19 protein-coding genes are annotated in these 21085 nt (G+C 60.8%); 6 read left to right on the top strand and 13 right to left on the bottom strand.

What is annotated here, in order from left to right; all coding sequences use genetic code 11:
• The first annotated feature begins 93 nt into the window (after positions 1–93).
• From AC0J41_RS01650 to AC0J41_RS01660, 3 genes are all read left to right on the top strand, one after another.
• A complete protein-coding gene (locus AC0J41_RS01650; protein WP_025111715.1) occupies positions 94–1023 on the top strand; it encodes a LysR family transcriptional regulator in 930 nt (309 codons plus the stop codon).
• 316 nt (positions 1024–1339) lie between these two features.
• Positions 1340–2071, top strand: coding sequence for an ArsR/SmtB family transcription factor (locus AC0J41_RS01655; RefSeq protein ID WP_473014393.1), 732 nt, complete (start codon positions 1340–1342; stop codon positions 2069–2071).
• A gap of 130 nt (positions 2072–2201) precedes the next feature.
• On the top strand, positions 2202–3584 hold the full coding sequence (locus AC0J41_RS01660) for an MFS transporter (RefSeq protein WP_473014394.1): 1383 nt from the start codon (positions 2202–2204) through the stop codon (positions 3582–3584).
• Between the two features lie 120 nt (positions 3585–3704).
• On the opposite strand, the gene AC0J41_RS01665 is transcribed toward AC0J41_RS01660, so the two are convergent.
• The 3 genes from AC0J41_RS01665 to AC0J41_RS01675 form a co-directional block, all read right to left on the bottom strand.
• Entirely contained in the window at positions 3705–4658 is a 954-nt protein-coding gene (locus AC0J41_RS01665; RefSeq protein ID WP_473014395.1) for an adenosine deaminase, read from the bottom strand.
• A gap of 80 nt (positions 4659–4738) precedes the next feature.
• The gene (locus AC0J41_RS01670) at positions 4739–5704 is read right to left on the bottom strand and encodes a 2-oxoglutarate and iron-dependent oxygenase domain-containing protein (RefSeq protein ID WP_473014396.1); all 966 of its coding nucleotides are present in this window, start codon (positions 5702–5704) and stop codon (positions 4739–4741) included.
• A gap of 142 nt (positions 5705–5846) precedes the next feature.
• Complete coding sequence (locus AC0J41_RS01675; protein ID WP_473014397.1) at positions 5847–6920, bottom strand: BMP family ABC transporter substrate-binding protein; 1074 nt, start codon at positions 6918–6920, stop codon at positions 5847–5849.
• 286 nt (positions 6921–7206) lie between these two features.
• On the opposite strand from AC0J41_RS01675, the gene AC0J41_RS01680 reads away from it, so the two are divergent.
• Positions 7207–8298 carry a calcium:cation antiporter gene (locus tag AC0J41_RS01680; protein WP_473014398.1) on the top strand — a complete coding sequence of 364 codons (1092 nt, stop codon included), beginning with the start codon at positions 7207–7209 and terminating at the stop codon, positions 8296–8298.
• 126 nt (positions 8299–8424) lie between these two features.
• Here AC0J41_RS01680 and AC0J41_RS01685 read toward each other — a convergent pair whose 3' ends face one another.
• The 3 genes from AC0J41_RS01685 to AC0J41_RS01695 all read right to left on the bottom strand — a co-directional run bounded on the left by AC0J41_RS01685 (position 8425) and on the right by AC0J41_RS01695 (position 11101).
• Positions 8425–9783: an 8-oxoguanine deaminase gene (locus AC0J41_RS01685; protein WP_025111708.1), complete on the bottom strand. Its 1359-nt coding sequence runs from the start codon at positions 9781–9783 to the stop codon at positions 8425–8427.
• A 257-nt stretch (positions 9784–10040) separates the two neighbouring features.
• Positions 10041–10727, bottom strand: coding sequence for an SDR family oxidoreductase (locus AC0J41_RS01690; RefSeq protein ID WP_473014399.1), 687 nt, complete (start codon positions 10725–10727; stop codon positions 10041–10043).
• A gap of 17 nt (positions 10728–10744) precedes the next feature.
• Complete coding sequence (locus AC0J41_RS01695) at positions 10745–11101, bottom strand: MerR family transcriptional regulator (protein ID WP_025111706.1); 357 nt, start codon at positions 11099–11101, stop codon at positions 10745–10747.
• Positions 11102–11183: 82 nt separating this feature from the next.
• Between AC0J41_RS01695 and AC0J41_RS01700 the strand changes: the two genes are divergently transcribed.
• Positions 11184–11597, top strand: coding sequence for a hypothetical protein (locus AC0J41_RS01700; protein WP_473015962.1), 414 nt, complete (start codon positions 11184–11186; stop codon positions 11595–11597).
• Between the two features lie 69 nt (positions 11598–11666).
• Here the strand turns inward: AC0J41_RS01700 and AC0J41_RS01705 are convergent, their stop codons facing one another.
• The 7 genes from AC0J41_RS01705 to AC0J41_RS01735 form a co-directional block, all read right to left on the bottom strand.
• Positions 11667–12593, bottom strand: a complete 927-nt coding sequence (locus AC0J41_RS01705; protein WP_473014400.1) for an ABC transporter permease — start codon at positions 12591–12593, stop codon at positions 11667–11669.
• A complete protein-coding gene (locus AC0J41_RS01710) occupies positions 12593–13699 on the bottom strand; it encodes an ABC transporter permease (RefSeq protein WP_473014401.1) in 1107 nt (368 codons plus the stop codon). Before AC0J41_RS01710 ends, AC0J41_RS01705 begins: the two co-directional genes overlap by 1 nt.
• A 14-nt stretch (positions 13700–13713) precedes the next feature.
• Positions 13714–15273, bottom strand: coding sequence for an ABC transporter ATP-binding protein (locus AC0J41_RS01715; protein WP_473014402.1), 1560 nt, complete (start codon positions 15271–15273; stop codon positions 13714–13716).
• 538 nt (positions 15274–15811) lie between these two features.
• Positions 15812–16393: an IMPACT family protein gene (locus AC0J41_RS01720; protein ID WP_473014403.1), complete on the bottom strand. Its 582-nt coding sequence runs from the start codon at positions 16391–16393 to the stop codon at positions 15812–15814.
• 8 nt (positions 16394–16401) lie between these two features.
• A complete protein-coding gene (locus AC0J41_RS01725) occupies positions 16402–17052 on the bottom strand; it encodes a TetR/AcrR family transcriptional regulator (RefSeq protein ID WP_025111700.1) in 651 nt (216 codons plus the stop codon).
• 87 nt (positions 17053–17139) lie between these two features.
• Complete coding sequence (locus AC0J41_RS01730; protein WP_473014404.1) at positions 17140–18528, bottom strand: uracil-xanthine permease family protein; 1389 nt, start codon at positions 18526–18528, stop codon at positions 17140–17142.
• Positions 18529–18648: 120 nt separating this feature from the next.
• Positions 18649–19569, bottom strand: coding sequence for a LysR family transcriptional regulator (locus AC0J41_RS01735; protein WP_007968115.1), 921 nt, complete (start codon positions 19567–19569; stop codon positions 18649–18651).
• Between the two features lie 138 nt (positions 19570–19707).
• On the opposite strand from AC0J41_RS01735, the gene aptA reads away from it, so the two are divergent.
• The gene (gene aptA / locus AC0J41_RS01740; protein WP_025111698.1) at positions 19708–21057 is read left to right on the top strand and encodes an omega-aminotransferase AptA; all 1350 of its coding nucleotides are present in this window, start codon (positions 19708–19710) and stop codon (positions 21055–21057) included.
• Positions 21058–21085 lie beyond the last annotated feature (28 nt).

The raw sequence follows: 21085 nt of genomic DNA on the forward strand, positions 1-21085 counted from the left end.
TCGATGGAGCAGATGATTGGCTATTTCTCGGCGCGATAAAACCGGCTAAAAGAGCAGTCTCTTTCAATATTTTTTTGATAATCGGGGCTGAGAATGCTGCGTTTCGATGATTTGCAGTTGTTCGTCCGCGCGGCGGATCTGGGCAGCCTGTCGGCGGCGGCGCGGGTCATGGACATGTCCGCTGCGGTGGCCAGTGCGGCGCTCAAGCGCATCGAACAACAACTGGGCGCACGTCTGTTGGCCCGCTCGACGCGCAGCTTGCGCCTGACCGCCGAGGGCGAAGGCTTTCTTGAATACGCCCGCGCCGCCCTGGGGCAACTGGATGAGGGGCGGCGCTACCTGTCCAGTGCACAGGATCAGGTCAGCGGAATCCTGCAGTTGTCGGCGCCGTCGGATTTCGGTCGCAACCTGTTGCTGCCGTGGCTCGACGAGTTTCAGCGCGAGCACCCGAAGCTGACCGTGCGCCTGCTGCTCGGTGATCGCATCGCCGACCTGTTCCGCCAGCCGGTGGACATCGCCTTGCGCTACGGCGAGCCGGAAGATTCCAGCCTGGTCGCCTTGCCCATCGCGGCGGAAAATCGCCGAGTGCTCTGTGCATCGCCGGCGTACCTGGCGCGCCACGGCGAACCGCGGCAACTCGAACAACTGGCTCAGCACAATTGCCTGCTGTACATGCTCGGCAGCCGGGTTCACGACCATTGGAGTTTTCATGACGGCAGACGCGAAGTCGGTCTGACGGTCAGCGGCGATCGCTTCAGCGATGACGCCGATGTGGTGCGGTTGTGGGCAGTGGCAGGGGCGGGCATCGCTTACAAGTCGTGGCTCGATGTCGGCGCGGATGTCCTCGCCGGACGCCTCAAAGTGTTGTTGCCGGAATTGCTCTGCGAGCGTGCACCACTGAATCTGTTGTGCGCCCATCGCGCGCAATTGAGTAAGCCGGTGAACCTTTTAAGGGAAATGCTCGCCAGCCGATGCGCCGAATTGAGTAGTCAATTTCCGCATTTCCCGAAAGTTGATCATTAGTCGCAGGCAATTAGCGAAATTTCTCTCAGAAACTATCACCATTCGTGTCAGCCACGGCGCAGGAAGCGGCGTGCATCCCGCTTATACTAGCGACCGCCTCAAACCTGCGCCGACAACCGGCCAAGGCAGAGTCCGGCCGGTTTTTCCGGGGGTGGACCAGAAGTGCACAAACGCCGCGGGCACTCCATTGACGGGTGCTGCATCACTGGCCTGCGTTGCTCCGGTTCATGGCGTTTTACGCGTCTTGGCCGACGACGCATTACTGGTCAAGATGTCTTCGAGCAGTAGACGATACGATTCAACAGGGAGTGAATACATGGAACATGCACCTTGCATCAGCCAGATCGCCACGCTGCTGGCCGACCCCAAGCGCAGCGCGATGATGTGGGCGTTGATGGATGGCTCGGCCCGCCAGACCGAGGAGCTGGCGCTGCTGGCAGGGTTGTCGCCATCGTCGGCCAGTGCGCATCTGGGGCGTTTGTCCGCCGGCGGTCTGTTGAAAGTAGAGGTCCGTGGGCGCAAGCGTTTTTTTCGCCTGGCTGCCCCGGAGATCGCTGCCGCCATCGAAGCCCTGGCCAGTGCCACGATCGCCAGTGCACCGCGGGAGGTGCCTCACGTATTCAAGCGCTCGACACCGCTCACCAATCCCCAGATCGCACCGTCATCGCTGCTGCGCGCGCGTTTTTGCGATGACCATTTGGGTGGCACGCTGGCCGCCGATCTGTATCAACGTCTGCTCGAAGCGGGCTGGATCGAACAGACCGAGCAGCGCGTCGTGGTAACCCTCAAGGGGTCGAACCAGCTGGCCAGCCGGGGCGTGTTCATCCAGGCGCTGGCCCATCGCAAGGCTCAGGTGGCGTGCGCCTGCCCGGACTGGAGCGAACGGCGTCCGCACATGGGGGGCTCTCTGGGAGCTGCGTTGTTGCAGCTGTTCATGCAGTCCGGCTGGCTGGTACTGCCCAAAGACTCCCGTGCCTTGCAGGTGACCCCGGCCGGGCAGCGGGAAATTCATCGTTTTGCCAAGGAAACCGAGCTGGAAATGGCGTAATAGAGCTTTCGCCGGCTGCCACTTCGACGCTGGCGTCGCCTGTGACTGTGAACAGGTCGCATCCAGAAAAAGCGCTGAACCGTTATCCCGCACACTCGATCGGCAAATATTGCGGATGGGGAGACGGGCCATGGATACGCGAAACTTCAGCGCTGCAGAACGACTGGAGCGCCTGCCGCTCAGCGGTTATCACCGCGTCATTTTCATCATCATTGCCCTGGCGTTCTTTTTCGACTCCATGGACCTGGCCATGATGACGTTCCTGCTCGGCTCGATCAAAAGCGAGTTTGGCCTGAGCAGTGCACAAGCCGGGTTGCTCGCCAGTTCGAGTTTTTTCGGCATGGTGCTGGGCGCATCGCTGTCGGGCATGCTCGCCGACCGTTTCGGACGCAAACCGGTGTTCCAGTGGAGCATCGTTCTGTGGGGTGTAGCCAGTTACCTGTGTTCGACCGCGCAAACGGTCGAGAGCCTGACGCTGTTCCGCATTCTGCTGGGGATCGGCATGGGCATGGAGTTTCCCATCGCTCAGTCGATGCTGTCCGAGCTGATTCCGGCCCGGCGACGGGGGCGTTATATCGCGTTGATGGACGGTTTCTGGCCACTGGGTTTTGTCGCAGCCGGGGTGTTGTCTTACTTCCTGTTGCCGTTGATTGGATGGCGCGACATCTTCCTGGTATTGGCAGTGCCGGCGGTCTTCGTGTTGGCGATCCGTTTCTTTATCCCCGAGTCGCCGCGCTGGCTGGAGCAGGCCGGGCGGCATGACGCGGCAGACAAGGTATTGGGTGCAATCGAACAGCGTGTGCGTGCATCGCTCGGTGTTGCGACGTTGCCGGAGCCTGTGCGCTTGCCACGAACGGTGACGCCACCGGGTAACTTCTTCTCGGCCCTCAAGCAGATCTGGTCGGCGCAATACCGCCAGCGCACCACGATGATCTGGAGCCTGTGGTTCTTCGCCTTGCTCGGTTTCTACGGACTGACCTCATGGCTCAGTGCATTGCTGCAACAGTCTGGGTTTGCCGTGACCCAGTCGGTGTATTACACCGTGCTGATTTCCCTGGGCGGGATTCCCGGTTTTCTGATGGCGGCATGGCTGGTGGAGCGCTGGGGGCGTAAACCGGTGTGCATTGTCACCTTGCTCGGCGGTGGGGTGATGGCGTTTCTTTATGGCCAGAGCGCGGTGTTCGGCGGCAACGTCGCGTTGCTGATCGGCACCGGGCTGTTGATGCAGTTCTTCCTGTTCGGCATGTGGGCGGTGCTCTACACCTATACGCCGGAGTTGTACCCGACGTCGGCGCGGGCCACAGGCTCGGGCTTCGCCTCGGCGATCGGTCGTGTCGGTTCGTTGCTCGGACCGCTGGTGACCGGCTTGGTATTCCCGATTACCGGGCAGGGCGGGGTGTTCGCCTTGGGGGCGTTGTGCTTCGCGATTGCGGCGGGGGTGGTGTGGCTGTTCGGGATGGAGACGCGGGGGAAAACGTTGGAGGAGCTGACTGAACCCCAGGTCGCAGGCTGAACACCCATCCAATTGCAGGAGTGAGTCTGCTCGTGATGGCGGAGTGTCAGTTAAAACATGTGTATCTGACACTCCGCCATCGCGAGCAGGCTCACTCCTGCAGAGGTTTTGCGCTGTTGCTTACGGTTTTACCAGGCGCGCATCCAGGCTGTTCTGCGCCAGGCGTCTGGCCTGATCTTGCGTCATGCCCAGGTGTTCGTGCAGCGCATGGAAGTTCTCGGTGACGTAACCGCCGAAGTACGCCGGGTCATCGGAGTTCACCGTGACCTTCACCCCACGCTCGAGCATGTCGAGAATGTTGTGCTGCGACATGTGATCGAATACGCAGAGCTTGGTGTTCGACAACGGGCACACGGTCAGCGGGATCTGTTCGTCGATGATCCGCTGCATCAGGCGCTCGTCTTCGATGGCGCGCACGCCATGGTCGATGCGCTGGATTTTCAGCAGGTCGATGGCTTCCCAGATGTACTCCGGCGGGCCTTCTTCGCCAGCGTGGGCGACGGTCAGGAAGCCCTCGTGGCGGGCACGCTCGAACACGCGCTGGAACTTGCTCGGCGGATGGCCCATCTCGGAGCTATCCAGGCCCACAGCAACAAACGCATCACGGAACGGCAGCGCCTGGTCGAGGGTTTTCTGTGCTTCGTCTTCGCTCAGGTGGCGCAGGAAACTCAGGATCAGACCGCTGGTGATCCCCAGTTGCTGCTCGCCATCCTTCAGCGCGGCGGCGATGCCGTTGAGCACCACTTCGAACGGGATGCCACGGTCGGTGTGGGTCTGCGGGTCGAAGAACGGTTCGGTGTGAATCACGTTCTGCTCTTTGCAGCGCAGCAGGTAGGCCCAGGTCAGGTCGTAGAAATCCTGGGACGTGCGCAACACGTCAGCGCCCTGGTAATACAGGTCGAGGAATTCCTGCAGGTTGTTGAAGGCGTAAGCCTTGCGCAGGGTTTCGACGTCGTTCCACGGCAGGGCGATCTTGTTGCGCTCGGCCAAAGCGAACAGCAGCTCGGGCTCCAGCGAGCCTTCCAGATGCAGGTGCAGTTCAGCCTTGGGCAAGGCGTTGAGCCAGTCGTACATATTCTTTTCTCATCAGGTGCAATGACGGCATTCTACAGATGCTCGCCGAAACAATTGGCAAAACCTGACCAAGCGATCCATCACACGGCTTCCTGCTCGCGACGGTAGGCGTAGGTATCGGCGAAGCGCGAGAGCAGGAATTCGGCGCAGGTGGTGGCCGGATATTTCGCCGGATGCTGTGCGTCCTGACATCCGGACAGGCATTCGATGCGCGTGTCCGGGTGTGGCTCGGCGAAGAACGGCATCGAATAGCGATCCACCCCCAGCGGGCTGATCACCCGATGCGGGGTCGAGCGATAACGGTCGTTGCTCCAGCGCGCCATCATGTCGCCGAGGTTGACCACGAAAGTGCCTTCGATGGGCGGCGCGTCAATCCATTCGCCGTTGACGCTCTTCACTTGCAGACCACCGGCACTGTCCTGATAGAGCAAAGTGATGCAGCCGTAATCGGTATGCGCGCCGGCACCTTGCTGCTCGTTACTGCTGGCGGTGTGGCGCGGCGGGTAGTGGATCATGCGCAGCACGCTGACCGGCTCAACGAAGCGCGAGTCGAAGAAATCGCGCTCGATGTCCAAGGCAATCGTCATCGCCCGCAGCAGGGTTTGCGCCAGCGCCTGCATGTCGAGGTAATGCTGCTCCATCAACGCCTCCCAGCCTGCTTGCGCCGGATGGCGATTGGGCCCGCGCAGCGGTTTTTGCGCGAGCACGTCGGGATGATCCGCCGACAGGTGCAGGCCCATGTCGAAGGTCTCTTTCAGATCGCTGGGTTTGTCCGGGTCGAGTTGTTCGGTGGCGATGGCGCCGTAACCACGGTGATGGCGGGTCTGGGTGATGTCGATCTTGAGTTTTTCTGCTGCCGGTTGCGCAAAGAAGCGCTGCGCGTGGTCGAGCAGCGAGTCGATGCGCAGCGCGCAAATCGGGTGGCCCTTGATGTAGAAGAAACCCCACTCGCGGCAGGCGCGGTCGATCTGTTCGGCGACGGCGGGCCAGGCGTTTTCGTCGTCGCTATAGAGCGGTGAGATGTCGATGACTGGAAGACTGTTCATACACAATCCTTGAAGACGCTGAAGATCCATTGTGGGAGTGGGCTTGCTCACGAAGGCGTCGTATCAGTTGATACATGAGTTGCCTGATGTAACGCTTTCGCGAGCAAGCCCGCTCCCACAGGGAATGGTGGTGGGGCCGGGATTACTTCGGCATCTCGGCCTTCATCCCTTCCACGTAATAGTTCATCGACGCCAGTTGCGCATTCGTCGCACTCACCCCCGCCGGGATTTTCTCGACCCCGGCCTGATCCTTGATCGGCCCGGTGAACGGCTGCAACGCGCCGCTCTTGATGTCGGCGATGATCTGTTCGGCCTCGGCTTTCACCGGCGCCGGTACCAGGTCGCTGATCGGCAATTCAACCGTGCCTTCCTTCAACCCGCCCCAGTAATCCTGTGATTTCCAGGTGTGGTCGAGCACGCTCTGCGTGGCCTGAATGTAGTGCGGGGCCCAGTCGTTGACGATAGAGGTCAGCACCGCTTTCGGGCCGAAGTGCGCCATGTCCGAGGCGTAACCCACGGCGTACACGCCACGCCGTTCTGCCGCCTGGATCGGCGCCGGGCTGTCGGTATGCTGGAACAGCACGTCCACGCCCTGATCGATCAGCGCGTTGGCAGCATCGGCTTCCTTGCCCGGGTCGAACCACGAATTGACCCACACCACCTTGATCTCGGTACCGGGGTTGTACTTGTTCAGGGCCAGCTGGATGGCGTTGATGTCGCGGATCACTTCCGGAATCGGGAACGAGGCGACGTAGCCGATTTTTTTGCTCTTGGTCATCTTCGCCGCGAGGAAACCGCCGACATAACGACCTTCATAGGTGCGGGCCAGGTAGGTGCCGAGGTTCTTGTCCTGCTTGTAGCCGGTGGCGTGCTCGAAGGTCACCTTGGGAAACTGCTTGGCGACTTTCAGGGTCGGGTTCATGTAGCCGAAGGACGTGGTGAAGATCAGGTCGTAGTTGTCCTTGGCCATGTTGCGGATCACCCGCTCGGCGTCGGCGCCTTCGGCCACGTTCTCGACGTAATTGGTGGTGATCTGATTGCCGAATTTTTCCACCAGTGCCTTGCGCCCCTGTTCATGCTGATACGTCCAGCCGTGGTCGCCGATCGGGCCGATGTAGACGAAACCGACCTTCAGCGGATCGGCAGCGCTGGCGCTCAGGCTGATCCCCAGACCGATGACGGCGCACAGCAGTTTGTGCAGCGGGCGTATTTGCATGAATTCGAACTCCATTTTGTTGTGGGTGGTCGGGGGCAATGCAAATTGCTGACCAACAGGACAACAAACAAGTCGAAACCGAGTCGCAGCCTTCGCGAGCAAGCCCGCTCCCACAGGAGATCGCATTCCAATGTGGGAGCGGGCTTGCTCGCGAAGAAGCCGGCAGGAACGATAAAAGTGCATGGCTGAAATCAACTGCCATCCACTGGTGCGCTAAGGTGTAACGAAACGTTAGCGCCACGCCGCAGTCAGTAGCTCATTCGAACCTCTCGGCAAAAGGCCCGCCATGCTCACGATCCTCAAGCAAGAAAGCTTTCTGCTGCTGGCGGTGATTGCCGCGTGCGTCGCTTATCCGCTGGAACACTGGATGTTGCACAGCGGCCAGATTGTCGCGTTGATCTCTGGCCTGGTGCTGATCGCCTTCATTGTCGCCGCCTCGATGCGTGTCGCCCATCAGGCCGAACTGCTCGCGGAAAAAGTCGGTGACCCTTACGGCACGATGATCCTGACCCTCGCGGCGGTGCTGGTGGAAGTGGTGATCCTGGCGATCATGATGAGCAACGAAGCGTCGGCCACGCTGGTGCGTGACACGATTTATTCGGCGGTGATGCTCGATATCAACGGCATCCTCGGCCTCGCCGCGTTGATGGGCGGGCTCAAGCATGGCGAGCAGTCGTACAACGACGATTCGGCGCGCAGTTACAGCGTGATGATCCTCACCGCCATGGGTGTTTCGATGGTGGTGCCGGAGTTCATTCCGGCGGCCAACTGGAAGGTCTATTCGGCGTTCACCATCGGCGCGATGGTGGTGCTTTATGCGTTGTTCCTGCGGATGCAGGTTGGCCCGCACAGCTACTTTTTCAGCTACAGCTACCCGGACAAACGCCGCAAGAAAGAACCTGTCGAGGATGAACCAAAACCGCTGAGCCTGGCGTGGTCGATCGGCGTTCTGGTGTTTGGGGTGGTGGTGATCGGCGCACTGGCCGAAGTGATGTCCAAGACCCTCGATCTGGGCCTGGAAGGCACGGGCGCACCGCCGGTGATCACGGCGATTCTGGTGGCGGCGATTTCGGCGGCGCCGGAGATTTTGACGGCGTTGCGGGCTGCGTTGGCCAACCGTATGCAGTCGGTGGTCAACATTGCCATGGGCGCGTCACTGTCGACGGTGATTCTGACCGTGCCGGTGATGGAAGCGATGGCGCTGTACACTGGCCAGCCGTTTCAAATGGCGATGACCCCGGTGCAGACGGTGATGATTTTCATCACGCTGATCGTCAGTGCGATCAACCTGAATGACGGCGAGACCAATGCCATCGAAGGCATGACCCACTTTGTACTGTTTGCGACGTTCATCATGCTCTCCCTGCTCGGTCTTTGAGCCCACCACAAAACCAGATGTGGGAGCGGGCTTGCTCGCGAAAGCGGAGTGTCAACCAGCTCAAATGTTGACTGACAAGACGCCTTCGCGAGCAAGCCCGCTCCCACAGGTTTGATCAGCGGTGTATCAGGTGCCGGCGATCAACTGGCGAGCCGCCTGGCTGTGATCGGCAATCAGGCCTTTGAGATCCAGCCCTTCAACCTGACCATCAACCACACGCCACTTGCCGCCAATCATCACCCGATCCGCCCTATCGGCGCCGCACAGCAGCAACGCCGAAACCGGATCGTGGCTGCCGGAGAAACGCAGTTCATCCAGTTTGAACAACGCCAGATCCGCCTGTTTGCCCACCGCCAGTTCGCCGATGTCGGTACGCCCCAACAGGCTCGCCGAGCCCTTGGTTGCCCAACCCAGCACGCGCTCAGGAGTGATTTTCTCGGCGCCGTAACGCAGGCGCTGGATATACAGCGCCTGCCGCGCTTCGAGGATCATGTTCGATGCGTCGTTGGAGGCTGAACCGTCCACGCCCAGACCGAACAACGCGCCGGCATCGGTCAGATCGATGCTCGGGCAGATGCCGGACGCCAGGCGCATGTTCGAGCTCGGGCAATGGCAGATACCGGTGCCGGCCTGGCCGAGGCGGGCGATTTCGTCCGGGTTGAAATGGATGCCGTGGGCCAGCCAGGTGCGCGGGCCGAGCCAGCCGACGCTGTCCAGATAATCGACGGTGCGCAGGCCGAAGCGCTGCAGGCAGAAATCTTCTTCGTCGAGGGTTTCCGCCAGGTGCGTGTGCAGGCGCACGTCTAGTTTGTTCGCCAGTTCGGCGCTGGCCGACATGATTTCCGGGGTCACCGAAAACGGCGAGCACGGTGCCAGCGCGATCTGAATCTGCGCACCGTCACCACGCTCGTGGTACTCGTGTATCAGGCGCTGACTGTCGTCGAGAATCACCTGACCTTCTTGCACGGTCTGCTGCGGCGGCAGGCCACCGTCCTTCTCGCCGAGGCTCATCGAGCCGCGGGTGAGCATGGCGCGCATGCCCAGTTCACGCACGGTGTCGACTTGCACGTCGATGGCATTTTCCAGGCCGTCCGGGAACAGATAATGGTGGTCAGCTGCGGTGGTGCAACCGGAGAGCAGCAGTTCAGCCAGCGCGACCTTGGTGGCGAGGGCGAGTTTTTCCGGTGTCAGCCGCGCCCACACCGGGTACAGGGTTTTCAGCCATGGGAACAACGGCTGATTGACCACCGGCGCCCAGGCGCGAGTCAGGGTTTGATAGAAATGGTGATGGGTGTTGATCAGGCCCGGCAGGATCACATGCTCGCGGGCATCGAACACTTCATTGCACGGCGTGGACGGTTGCTGACCGGCCGCGAGAACTTCGACGATGACGCCGTCTTGCAGCACCAGGCCGCCACGGGCATCAAGCGCGTTGGCTGTGAAAATGGCGAGGGGATTTTTTAACCAGGTACGGGTCGCGGGCATTTTGCCGGCTCCTCTGAAAGTTGGGTTCAGGGTTGCCAGCTCAGTGATGCCCTGTCTGCTGATCCAGGGTCGCCGCGAGGACGAGGTGCGCAGTGTCAAACAAATTGCTGCATCGGGCAAGCCCGACCCGACAGGACAACACACAATCCCGTCGTGGCAGCGGGCTTGCTCGCGAAAGCGTCGTTTCAGTTGGAACACCTGGCGCAGACACACCGCATTCGCGAGCAAGCCCGCTCCCACATTTGCATCCTCGGTGCTTACCAGGGAATGGTTTCGCCCTTGTAGTTGATGAAGTGATGTCCGCCCTTGCCGGTATAGGCATTCACCTGATCAACCAGCCCGCGGGTGCTGGTGTCTACATCAAGGTCGGCACCTTCACCCCCCATGTCGGTCTTTACCCAGCCCGGATGCAGCGATAGCACAGTGAGTTTCTGCTCGCCCAATTGCGTGACGAAGCTGTTGGTCATCGAGTTCAGCGCGGCCTTGCTTGCCTTGTACAGCGCCAGCTCCGGTGCGTCAGGTACGGTCACGCTGCCCAGCCCGGAACTCATGAACGCCAGCACGCCGCTGCCGTCGCGGATCTGCCCGACAAAGCGTTGCGCCAGATTGATCGGTGCCACGGCGTTGGTGAAGAACAGTTGGCCGACTTCAGCCAGTGTCGCGCCGCCCGGCGTCTGCACCTCCGGACCTTTGACCCCGGCGTTGACGAACAGCAGGTCGAAGGTTTCGCCCTTGAGCTGTTGGCTCAGGGCGATCACCGCCTGCTGATCGTCCATGTCGAGTTTCTCGATGCGCACCTTGCCCAGCGCTTGCAGCGCCTCAGCCTTCTGCGGGTTGCGCACGGTGGCGGTCACTTGCCAGCCATCGGCCAGCAGGGTTTTCACCAACCCGAGGCCCAAGCCACGGGAAGCGCCGATGATCAGTGCATGTTTTGCCTGGGGCATGATGGGTTCCTTGAAAGTCAGGGTTCAGGATTCAATGGACACGCCTGACCGAGCCGTTGTTGCAACTCTCGTCGCAACACATCGAGCTCGCTCATGCGGGTTTCGATCAATTGCAGTTTGTCGCGCAGCAGTTGTGCCACGGCATGGTCCGGTTCGGGCGCGTTCCACAACGCGGCGACGCTGTTGCCGATTTCGCCGAGGGTAAAACCCAGACGCTGCGCGGTCTTGATGTAGAGCACCAGTTGCAGCATTTCCGGCGGGTAGTCGCGATAACCGTTGGCACTGCGCTGCGCCGCGATCAACCCGCGCTGCTCGTAGAAACGCAAGGTATCGCGGCTGACGGCGCTGGCCTGGGCTAATTCACCGATGCGCATGCTGGGTCTCAAAAGAGGTCTTGACCCTGGAGCATACTCCAGGCTTTACCGTGGTTGCTCCTCAATTTTTGGAGCAAGGATGATGTGGACTTCGAACCAGTATCGCAATGTGGTGCGCGGCAGTGCCTGGTATGACCTGATCGTCACGGGCGCGTTTGCCACGCCGTGGAGTTTTGTCGCGTTGCATGGTTTTTTGACAGCGCTGAATTTGCCAGGTGAACTGCCGACGTTTCAGCCTGTGCATATGTTGATGGCGAATCTTTTGGGTTCGGTGGTTTGCGTGTGGGCGGTGCTGCGGATTCGTGATCCGCAACCGGTGCATGGGCGCTATGACGCGGTGGCGCGGTTTCTGTTTGCGGCCTGGCAGGGGTACGCCTTGGCCCATGGCGCCAGTTCATTGCTGGTGGGTTTTCTGGTCCTTGAACTGGCGTGGGGCATTGCTCAGGTGTTGCCTGTTCGGACGCCTTCGCGAGCAAGCCCGCTCCCACAGGTTTAGTGTCTTTGACGAGGACACGGACACTGTGGGAGCGGGCTTGCTCGCGAAGAGGCCAACAGGGTCACCGCTTTAATGCCCTGACTGCCACGGCTGCCCCAACGACACCGGCGCATACAGCCGAGTCCGGATCGCATCCCGCGACAACAGCACCAACACCACAATCGTCGCCACATACGGCAGCATCGCCAGCAGACTCGAAGGAATCGCCAGCCCCAACCCCTGCGCCACCAGGTGCAGGATGCTGGCGAGGCCAAACAGATACGCCCCGAGCAGCAGGCGCCACACCCGCCAACTGGCAAACACCACCAGCGCCAGCGCAATCCAGCCGCGCCCGGCGGTCATGTTTTCGGCCCACATCGGCGTGTACGCCAGCGACAGATACGCCCCGGCCAGCCCGGCCATCGCCCCACCGAACAGCACCGCCAGGGTACGCACGATCAGCACCGGCAACCCCATCGCACTGGCCGCATCCGGGTTCTCGCCAACCGCCTGAATGATCAGCCCGACACGACTCTTGATGATCACCCACGCCACCAGCGCAAACAGGGCGAACGACAGGTACACCAGCAGATCCTGAGCGAACAGCATCCGCCCGATCAGCGGAATTTCGCTCAAGTACGGAATCGCCAACGGCTCGAATCCGGCCAGCGGCTTGCCGACCCACGCTGCGCCGACAAAGGTCGACAGGCCCACACCGAAGATCGTCAGCGCCAGCCCGGTCGCGACCTGATTGGCGTTGAACACCAGCGCCACCAAGGCAAACAGCGAGGACAACAGCATCCCCGCTAGCATCGCCAGCAACACGCCGAGCCACAGGTTGCCGCTGTTGAGGGCGACGATAAAACCGATCACCGCGCCAAACAGCATCATCCCTTCCTGGCCGAGGTTGAGCACACCGCTCTTCTCGCAGATCAACTCCCCCAGCGCGACCAACAGCAGCGGCGTGCCGCAACGCACCATGGCGTAGAAAATATTGCTCAACAGATCGATATCCATCACAGCGCTCCGGCGGTTACGGCGGTGGTCGAGGTGCGCCGTGCCCAGCGCAGTTTCAGACGTGGCCGATAGAGAATCAGCACATCGCAGGCGAGCAGGAAAAACAGCATCATTCCCTGAAACAGTTGGGTGATGGCTTGTGGCAGATTGAGCGTCATTTGCGCACTCTCGCCGCCGATGTACAGCAGCGCCATCAGCAGGCTGGAAAACAGGATTCCGAGCGGATTGAGCCGGCCGAGGAACGCCACGGTGATCGCTGCGTAGCCGTAACCCGGTGACACCTGCGGCACCAGTTGGCCGATCGGCCCGGTCACTTCGCAGACCCCGGCGAGCCCGGCCAAACCGCCGCTGATCAACAGCGCGAGCCAGATCAGACGCTTCTCGCGAAAGCCGACGAACCCCGCCGCGCGCTTGTCCAGCCCGAGCACTTTGATCTGGAAACCGATAAAGCTTTTCTGCAACAACACCCACACCGCGACCAGCGCCAGCAATGCGAAATACACCCCGGCGTGTACCCGGCCATCTTCCATCAACAGCGGCAAACGACTGGCGTCACCGAACATTGCCGACTCGGGGAAGTTGTAGCCGGCCGGATCCTTCAACGGGCCGTGCACGCAGAACAGCAACAGGTTCAGCGCGATGTAATTGAGCATGATGCTGGTGAGGATTTCATTGGCGTTGAAGCGCGTGCGCAACCACGCCGTCAGTCCGGCCCAGGCGGCACCGGCGAAAGTGCCGGTGAGCAGAATCAGTACCAGCGCCCAGCGACTTTGCAGGTCGATGATGTTCACCGCCAATGCACTGCCGGCAAGCGCACCGAGCAGCAATTGACCTTCGGCGCCGATGTTCCAGATCCGCGCTTGATAAGCCACGGCCAGACCGAGTGCGCAGAGCAGAATCGGCAGTGCCTTGACCAGTAATTCGGAGACGCCATACAAGTCGCTGATCGGCGCAATCAACAGGGTGTGCAAGGTTTGCAGCGGATCATGGCCGAGGGCAATGAACAGCAGCGAGCCACAGCCCAGTGTCAGCAGCGCCGCCAGCAACGGCGAGCACCACAGCATCAGGCGCGATTGTCGGCCACGGGGTTCGAGGGAAAGCAGCATGGGGGGAAACTCCGTCAGAGCGTGGCCGATGAAGGCGTGTCGTTGAATTGCCCGGCCATCCAGCCGCCGACGTCGCTCAGCAGGGTGTCGGTGGTGTTTTGCAGCGGTGACAGTCGCCCGGCGCACAAGGCGCCGAGGCGGTCGCTGATCTGGAACAGTTCGTCGAGGTCTTCGGAAATCACCAGGATCGCCGCGCCGGCATCGCGCAAGGCAATCAGCGCACGGTGAATGGTCGCCGCCGCGCCAACGTCCACGCCCCAGGTCGGGTGCGCGGCGATCAGCAGTTTCGGTTGCTGGAGGATTTCCCGGCCGAGGATGAATTTCTGCAGGTTGCCCCCGGAGAGACTGCGCGCGGCGGTTTGCGTGTTTGGGGTTTTCACGCCAAAGCGCTGAATGATCTGTTGGGCGAGGGCTTCGACTTTGCTGCGTTCGATCAAGCCGTTGCTCACCAGTCCTTGTTGAAAAGCCGTGAGCAGGGCGTTGTCGGCGAGGCTCAATTCCGGCACCGCGCCATGCCCCAGACGCTCGGCCGGAACAAACGCCAGCCCGAGTTTGCGCCGCGCATCCGGGCGTAAATCAGCGACCGCTTGATCAGCAAAAGTAATCGTTGAAGCGTTGTCGCGCGGCAGGCGTTGTTCACCACTGAGCAGGGCGAGCAATTCGTCCTGGCCATTGCCCGCGACCCCGGCGATGCCGACGATTTCCCCGCTGCGCACCTGCAGGTTGATCTCGGCCAGCGAACAGCCGAACGGATCGGGGTTGTGCCAACTCAAGCCGCTGACCTGCAAAAACGCCGCGCCACCGCTGACCTTCGGGTACTCGCCAATCAATGCCGCCGCTTCGCCGACCATCAGTTGCGCCAATTGCTGGTCCGAGCGTTCAACCGGCACGCAATGCCCGGCCACCCGTCCGCCACGCAGCACCGTGGCGCTGTGGCACAACGCGCGCACTTCACCGAGTTTGTGGCTGATGAACAGAATGCTGCAGCCCTCGGCCGCCAGTCGACGCAGGGTGATGAACAACTCGTCCGCCTCTTGCGGGGTGAGCACCGAGGTCGGCTCGTCGAGGATCAGCAGGCGGATGTCCTGCATCAGGCAGCGAATGATTTCCACCCGCTGCCGTTCGCCGATCGACAGGCTGTGGACAAGTCGCTCCGGCTCCAGCGCCATGCCGTAGCGGCGCGACACGTCACGAATTTTCGGCTCCAGTTGTTTCGGCGTGCCGGCCTGGGCGCCCATCGCCAGGGCAATGTTCTGCGCCACGCTGAGGGTTTCGAACAGCGAAAAGTGCTGGAACACCATGCCGATCCCCAACTGCCTGGCCTGCGCCGGGTTGCGGATATTCACCCGCCGGCCCTGCCAGAGCATTTCGCCCGCATCGGCCTGGGTGACGCCATAGATGATCTTCATCAGGGTACTTTTCCCCGCGCCGTTCTCGCCGAGCAGGGCGTGGATTTCTCCGGGGGCGATGCTCAGGTCGATGGCGTCATTGGCCAGACAACCGGGGTAGCGTTTGCTGATGTGGCGCAGTTGCAGGCGCGGGATGGGACCGGTGCTCGTAGAAAGGGTGTGCATGACAGGCTCGTCTGGCTTGGCGGTGTACCTGTGGATAAAGCAATTTCCTGGCCATTGAGTCAGGAACACTCGCCATGGCGGTTGCCGCGCGCCTGAGGTAGAGCATCGCGCAGAAAAACGCTGGGCAGGCGGGCACCAATTCAGAGCAAAGCCGTTGATCAGGCTCCACTTTTGCACCGTGACAAACTGGTTAAAAAACGAGCAGTCGGGGCGAAGCTATGCAGAACCTGCGACTGCGCCAGCCATGAACGGGTTATCCACAGGTTGTTCCACAGTATTTGTGCGCAAGCCGAAAAGCCGGGCATAAGCAATGACCGGTTATCTTCTAATGGTGATAAACAGCGCTAACTGTTTGTTTTTACGTGGGATTAATCTTTTTTCATGTGGATTGGACGAAAAGTGAGCAAATCGCGCAAAGCCACGTGACAGAAGGGTTACAGCAGGATGTGCTCAGGTTATCCACAGTCGGGTGCACAGCAGATGTGGGCAAGTTATTGGAATAAGCCCTTTGCCAGGCGCCCCAAAAGATTGCAGGTTGTCAGCGCTGCAGCAGAATGCGTCCGCGACTCAGATCGGCCAGTTGGCTCTGCAACAAATCGATCTGCGCCGCGCCGACTGCCAGCTGCAGTTCGACGCCGTTGGCGGTGAAGCTTTCCTCAACCACCAAACCACCCAGATCCGCCACTCGCAGTTTCACCAGTGGCAACTCGGCAAAGCCGCAGGCACAGCGCAGCGGCACCCGGCTGATCAACTCGATTTTTTCCGCATTTTGCAGGCACTTGTTGGCGCCGCCGCCATAGGCTCGGGCCAAACCACCGGTGCCCAGTTGAATGCCGCCATACCAGCGGATCACCATCACCGCGACCTGGTCGCAATCCTGCGCCTCGATCGCCGCCAGAATCGGCCGTCCGGCGGTACCGCCCGGTTCGCCATCGTCATTGCTGCGGTATTGATCACCGAGCTTCCACGCCCAGCAGTTGTGCGAGGCGTTCAAGTCGCTGTGTTGCTCGAAGAATGCCTGCGCGTCGGCGGGGCTGCTGATCGGCGCGGCGAAGGTGATAAAGCGGCTTTTGCGAATCTCTTCGCGGTACTCGCAAAAACCGCTGAGGGTGAAAGGCATAAAACGTCTTATACGCAGGGGGTGAGGCCGCAGCCTTTGAGGATGATGCGGATCAGGTTGTTGCCGGCATCTTCCATGTCTTGCTTGGTCAACTTGCTGCGCCCGCTGACCCGGCAGATCTGCGTGGCGAAGTCGGCGTAATGCTGGGTGCTGCCCCATAGCAGGAAAATCAGATGCACCGGATCCACCGGGTCCATTTTGCCTGCGTTGATCCACGCCTGAAACACAGCCGCACGGCCCTGGAACCAGGCGCGGTAATCCTGGTTGAAGTATTCAGTCAGGCATTCGCCACCGCTGATCACTTCCATGGCGAAAATGCGCGAGGCCTGTGGCTGGCGACGGGAGAATTCCATCTTGGCGCGAATGTAGCGAGTCAGCGCTTCGGCCGGATCGTCTTCGGCGGTCAGGGTGTTGAAGGTGCTGTCCCACAGTTCGATGATGTTGCTCAGCACCGCCACGTACAACCCAAGCTTGTTGGTGAAGTAGTAATGCAGGTTCGCCTTGGGCAACCCGGCATTCTGAGCGATGGTGTTCATGCTGGTGCCTTTGTAACCGTGACGGGCGAATTCGTCTTCGGCGGCTTTGAGGATGGTCTCTTCGTTCTTCTGACGAATGCGGCTGGCGGGTTTGCCGCCGTGAGCAGGGACTTCAAAGGTCATAGGCACTTCCGGTTTGTCTGTGGGTGCAACCAGTTGCGTTGATAGCGCACCCACAGGCATCCGACAAGTCCTGATGCAATAAAACCGTTACGCCTGTTCGATCTTGTTCATCGATGCGGCGGACTCGACGGCCGTGGTTCGCGCTTCCGGCAGCAACAGGCAGAGGATGATCGCGGTCAGCCCGCCGCTGGTGATCGCCGAGTCGAACAGGTTCTGCACCAGCTTCGGCAGCAGGTGCAACAGGTTCGGTTGCGCGGCGATGCCCAGGCCGACACCCAGCGAGGTGGCGATGATCAGCATGCTGCGCCGGTCCAGTGGCGACTGCGCCAGAATCCGTACCCCGGCCGCCGCGACGCTGCCGAACATCACCAGCGTGGCGCCGCCGAGTACCGGTTTCGGGATCTGCTGCAGTACCGCGCCGATCATGGGAAACAGGCCGAGACAAAACAGGATCGCGCCGATGTACAAACCAACGTAGCGACTGGCGACGCCGGTCAACTGGATCACGCCGTTGTTCTGCGCAAACGTGGTGTTGGGGAAGGCGCTGAAGGTGGCAGCGATCATGCAGCTCACACCGTCACCGAGTACACCGCCGCGCAAACGGCTTATATAAGAAGGGCCGTTGATGGGCTGGCGGGCGATCATGCAATTGGCGGTGAGATCGCCGACGGTTTCGATGGTGCTGATCAGATAAATCAGCGCGACGGGCAGGAACGCAGTCCAGTCGAAGCTGAAACCGAACCTGAACGGTGTCGGAAGACTGACCAGCGGCAGGTCGGGCAATGCCTGCGGAACCAGTTTGCCGCTGAACCATGCGGTCAGGCTGCCGAGCAGCAGTCCGATAATGATTGCCGACAGCCGCACCCTCGGCGTGTTCGAGCGATTGAGCAGGATGATCGTCAGCAACACCATCAACCCCAGCGCCAGATTGCCTGGTGCGCCGAAGTCCGGCGCATTGAAGCCGCCACCCAGATCAGTGATGCCGACCTTGATCAGGCTGATGCCGATCAGGGTAATGACGATCCCGGTGACCAGTGGCGTGACGACTCTGCGCAACTGGCCGATGAAACGGCTGAGGACGATCTGCACCAAGGCCCCGAAAAAGCACACGCCGAAGATCATCGCCAGAATGTCCTGCGGACTGCCCCCGCGCTGCTTGACCAGAAATCCGGCCGACAGCACGGTCCCGAGAAAGGCAAAACTGGTGCCCTGCAAACAGATCATCCCGGCGCCGATACCGAACGGGCGGCGCGCCTGAATAAACGTGCCGACCCCGGAGACCATCAGCGCCATGCTGATCAGATAGGGCAGGTGTGCGTTCAGTCCGAGGGCCGAGCCGATCACCAGCGGCGGGGTGATGATGCCGACGAAACTGGCGAGCACGTGTTGCAGGGCGGCGAGGATCGCGGCCGGCGGTTTGGGGCGGTCGTCGAGGCCGTAGATCAGGTCGCTGGACGGTGCGGAATCTGGCTGCATGGGCGTGGGCTTCTTGTTGAAGGATCGGGTTGATCCTGCACTGCAAAAAGCTGTCCACTTGCTCAGGTTATTGTTTGATTCATTTACTCAGGCCCAGCATGGTCGGGCCTCTGCTGGAATTCAGCGCGTTGCTGCCAGGCTTTCGAGAAAGCTTTCCAGCACCAAATGGGGGCGCCGGCCCTTGCGCGTGACCGATGCGAGGCTCAGGTCATAGAACCGTGTTGTCGACTTCAGTGCACGCAATCGACCTTGCTGCACCCACAGGCTGGCGTAGTGATCCGGCAGGTAACCGATGTAGCGCCCGGTCAAAATCAAAAACGCCATGCCCTCACGGTCAGATGCACTGGCCGTGCAATTGAGCGCCTGGTAATGCGCCTGAATCTCCGCCGGCAAACGAAAGGTCGGGGCAATCGCGTCCTGACTATTAAGGCGTTCGTCATCCAGTTGCTTGTCATCGACATAGAACAGCGGATGACCGACCGCGCAATAAAGCAGCGAACGCTCGCTGTACAACGGCTGATATTCCAGTCCCGACAGCGCACTGGCCTGCGGCACCACGCCGACATGCAGGCGGCCGTCGAGCACGCCTTGTTCGACTTCATTGGGGGCGATCATGCGGATCTGGATCTGCACGTCCGGCCCGCGCTCCTTCAACTGGGCGAGAGCATGGGTGATGCGCATGTGCGGCAGGGTGACGAGGTTGTCAGTCAGGCCGATGATCAATTCACCGCGCAAGTGCTGGTGCAGGCCATTGACCTCGGTGCGAAAACTCTCCAGCGCACTTAATAGTTGCAGTGCCGACTGATAAACCTCGCGGCCCTCTTCGGTCAGCGAGAACCCGGCACGGCCGCGCTGGCACAAGCGCAGGCCGAGGCGCTGTTCCAGATCGCTCATCTGCTGGCTGATCGCCGAGCGTCCGATGCCGAGCACGGTTTCCGCGGCCGAGAAGCCGCCGCATTCCACCACGCTGCGAAAAATCCGCAGCAAGCGAATATCAAAGTCACTGACCTGGGCCAGCGGATCGGGGCGGCGGCTGCTCATGTTGTTGTTCTCATTGTTTAGCAGGGATCTAACTGAAGGTTAGAAAAGTTGGATTTCACCGACTTTATCCGCGTGGCAATTTAGCTGCAACAACGCTTTCTATCTCCCTGATGCTTATGCCCTGCGAGGTTTTGCCCGATGAACATGCCTGAAAACGCGTCGTCGCCACTGGCCAGCCAACTGAAGCTGGACGCGCACTGGATGCCCTACACCGCCAACCGTAATTTCCAGCGCGACCCGCGCCTGATCGTCGGCGCCGAAGGCAGTTGGCTGATCGACGACAAGGGGCGCAAGGTGTACGACTCGCTGTCCGGTCTGTGGACCTGTGGCGCCGGGCACACCCGCAAGGAAATCCAGGAAGCGGTCTCCAGACAATTGGGCACCCTCGATTATTCGCCGGGCTTCCAGTACGGTCACCCGCTGTCGTTCCAGCTGGCGGAAAAGATCACTGATCTGACCCCGGGCAACCTGAACCACGTGTTCTTCACCGACTCCGGCTCCGAGTGCGCCGACACCGCGGTGAAAATGGTCCGTGCCTACTGGCGCCTGAAAGGCCAGTCGACCAAAACCAAAATGATCGGCCGTGCCCGTGGCTACCACGGCGTGAACATCGCCGGCACCAGCCTCGGCGGCGTCAACGGCAACCGCAAACTGTTCGGTCAGTCGATGATGGACGTCGATCACCTGCCGCACACCCTGCTGGCCAGCAATGCATTCTCCCGTGGCATGCCGGAGCAGGGCGGTATCGCCTTGGCCGATGAGCTGCTCAAACTGATCGAACTGCACGACGCCTCGAACATCGCGGCGGTCTTCGTTGAGCCTTTGGCTGGCTCCGCTGGCGTACTGGTTCCACCACAGGGTTATCTGAAGCGTCTGCGCGAAATTTGCGATCAGCACAACATCCTGCTGGTCTTCGACGAAGTGATCACGGGTTTCGGTCGTACCGGTACCATGTTCGGCGCAACCACATTCGGCGTGACGCCGGACCTGATGTGCATCGCCAAGCAAGTCACCAACGGCGCGATCCCGATGGGCGCGGTGATTGCCAGCTCCGAGATCTACCAGACCTTCATGAATCAGGCGACGCCTGAATACGCAGTTGAATTCCCGCACGGCTACACCTACTCGGCGCACCCGGTGGCTTGCGCCGCAGGTCTTGCGGCACTCGATCTGCTGCAAAAGGAAAACCTGGTGCAGAGCGTCGCCGACGTCGCACCGCATTTCGAAAATGCCCTGCACGGCCTGAAAGGTTCGAAGAACGTCATCGACATCCGTAACTACGGCCTGGCCGGTGCGATCCAGATCGCGGCCCGTGACGGCGACGCCATCGTGCGTCCATTCGAGGCCGGTATGGCCCTGTGGAAAGCCGGGTTCTACGTACGCTTCGGCGGCGACACCCTGCAGTTCGGCCCAACCTTCAACAGCAAGCCGCAAGACCTTGATCGTCTGTTCGATGCGGTTGGCGAAGTGCTGAACAAGCTCGACTGATTTTCCCCTCTATATATACCTGCGAATA

Source organism: Pseudomonas sp. Arb-4-2C, assembly GCF_055755015.1.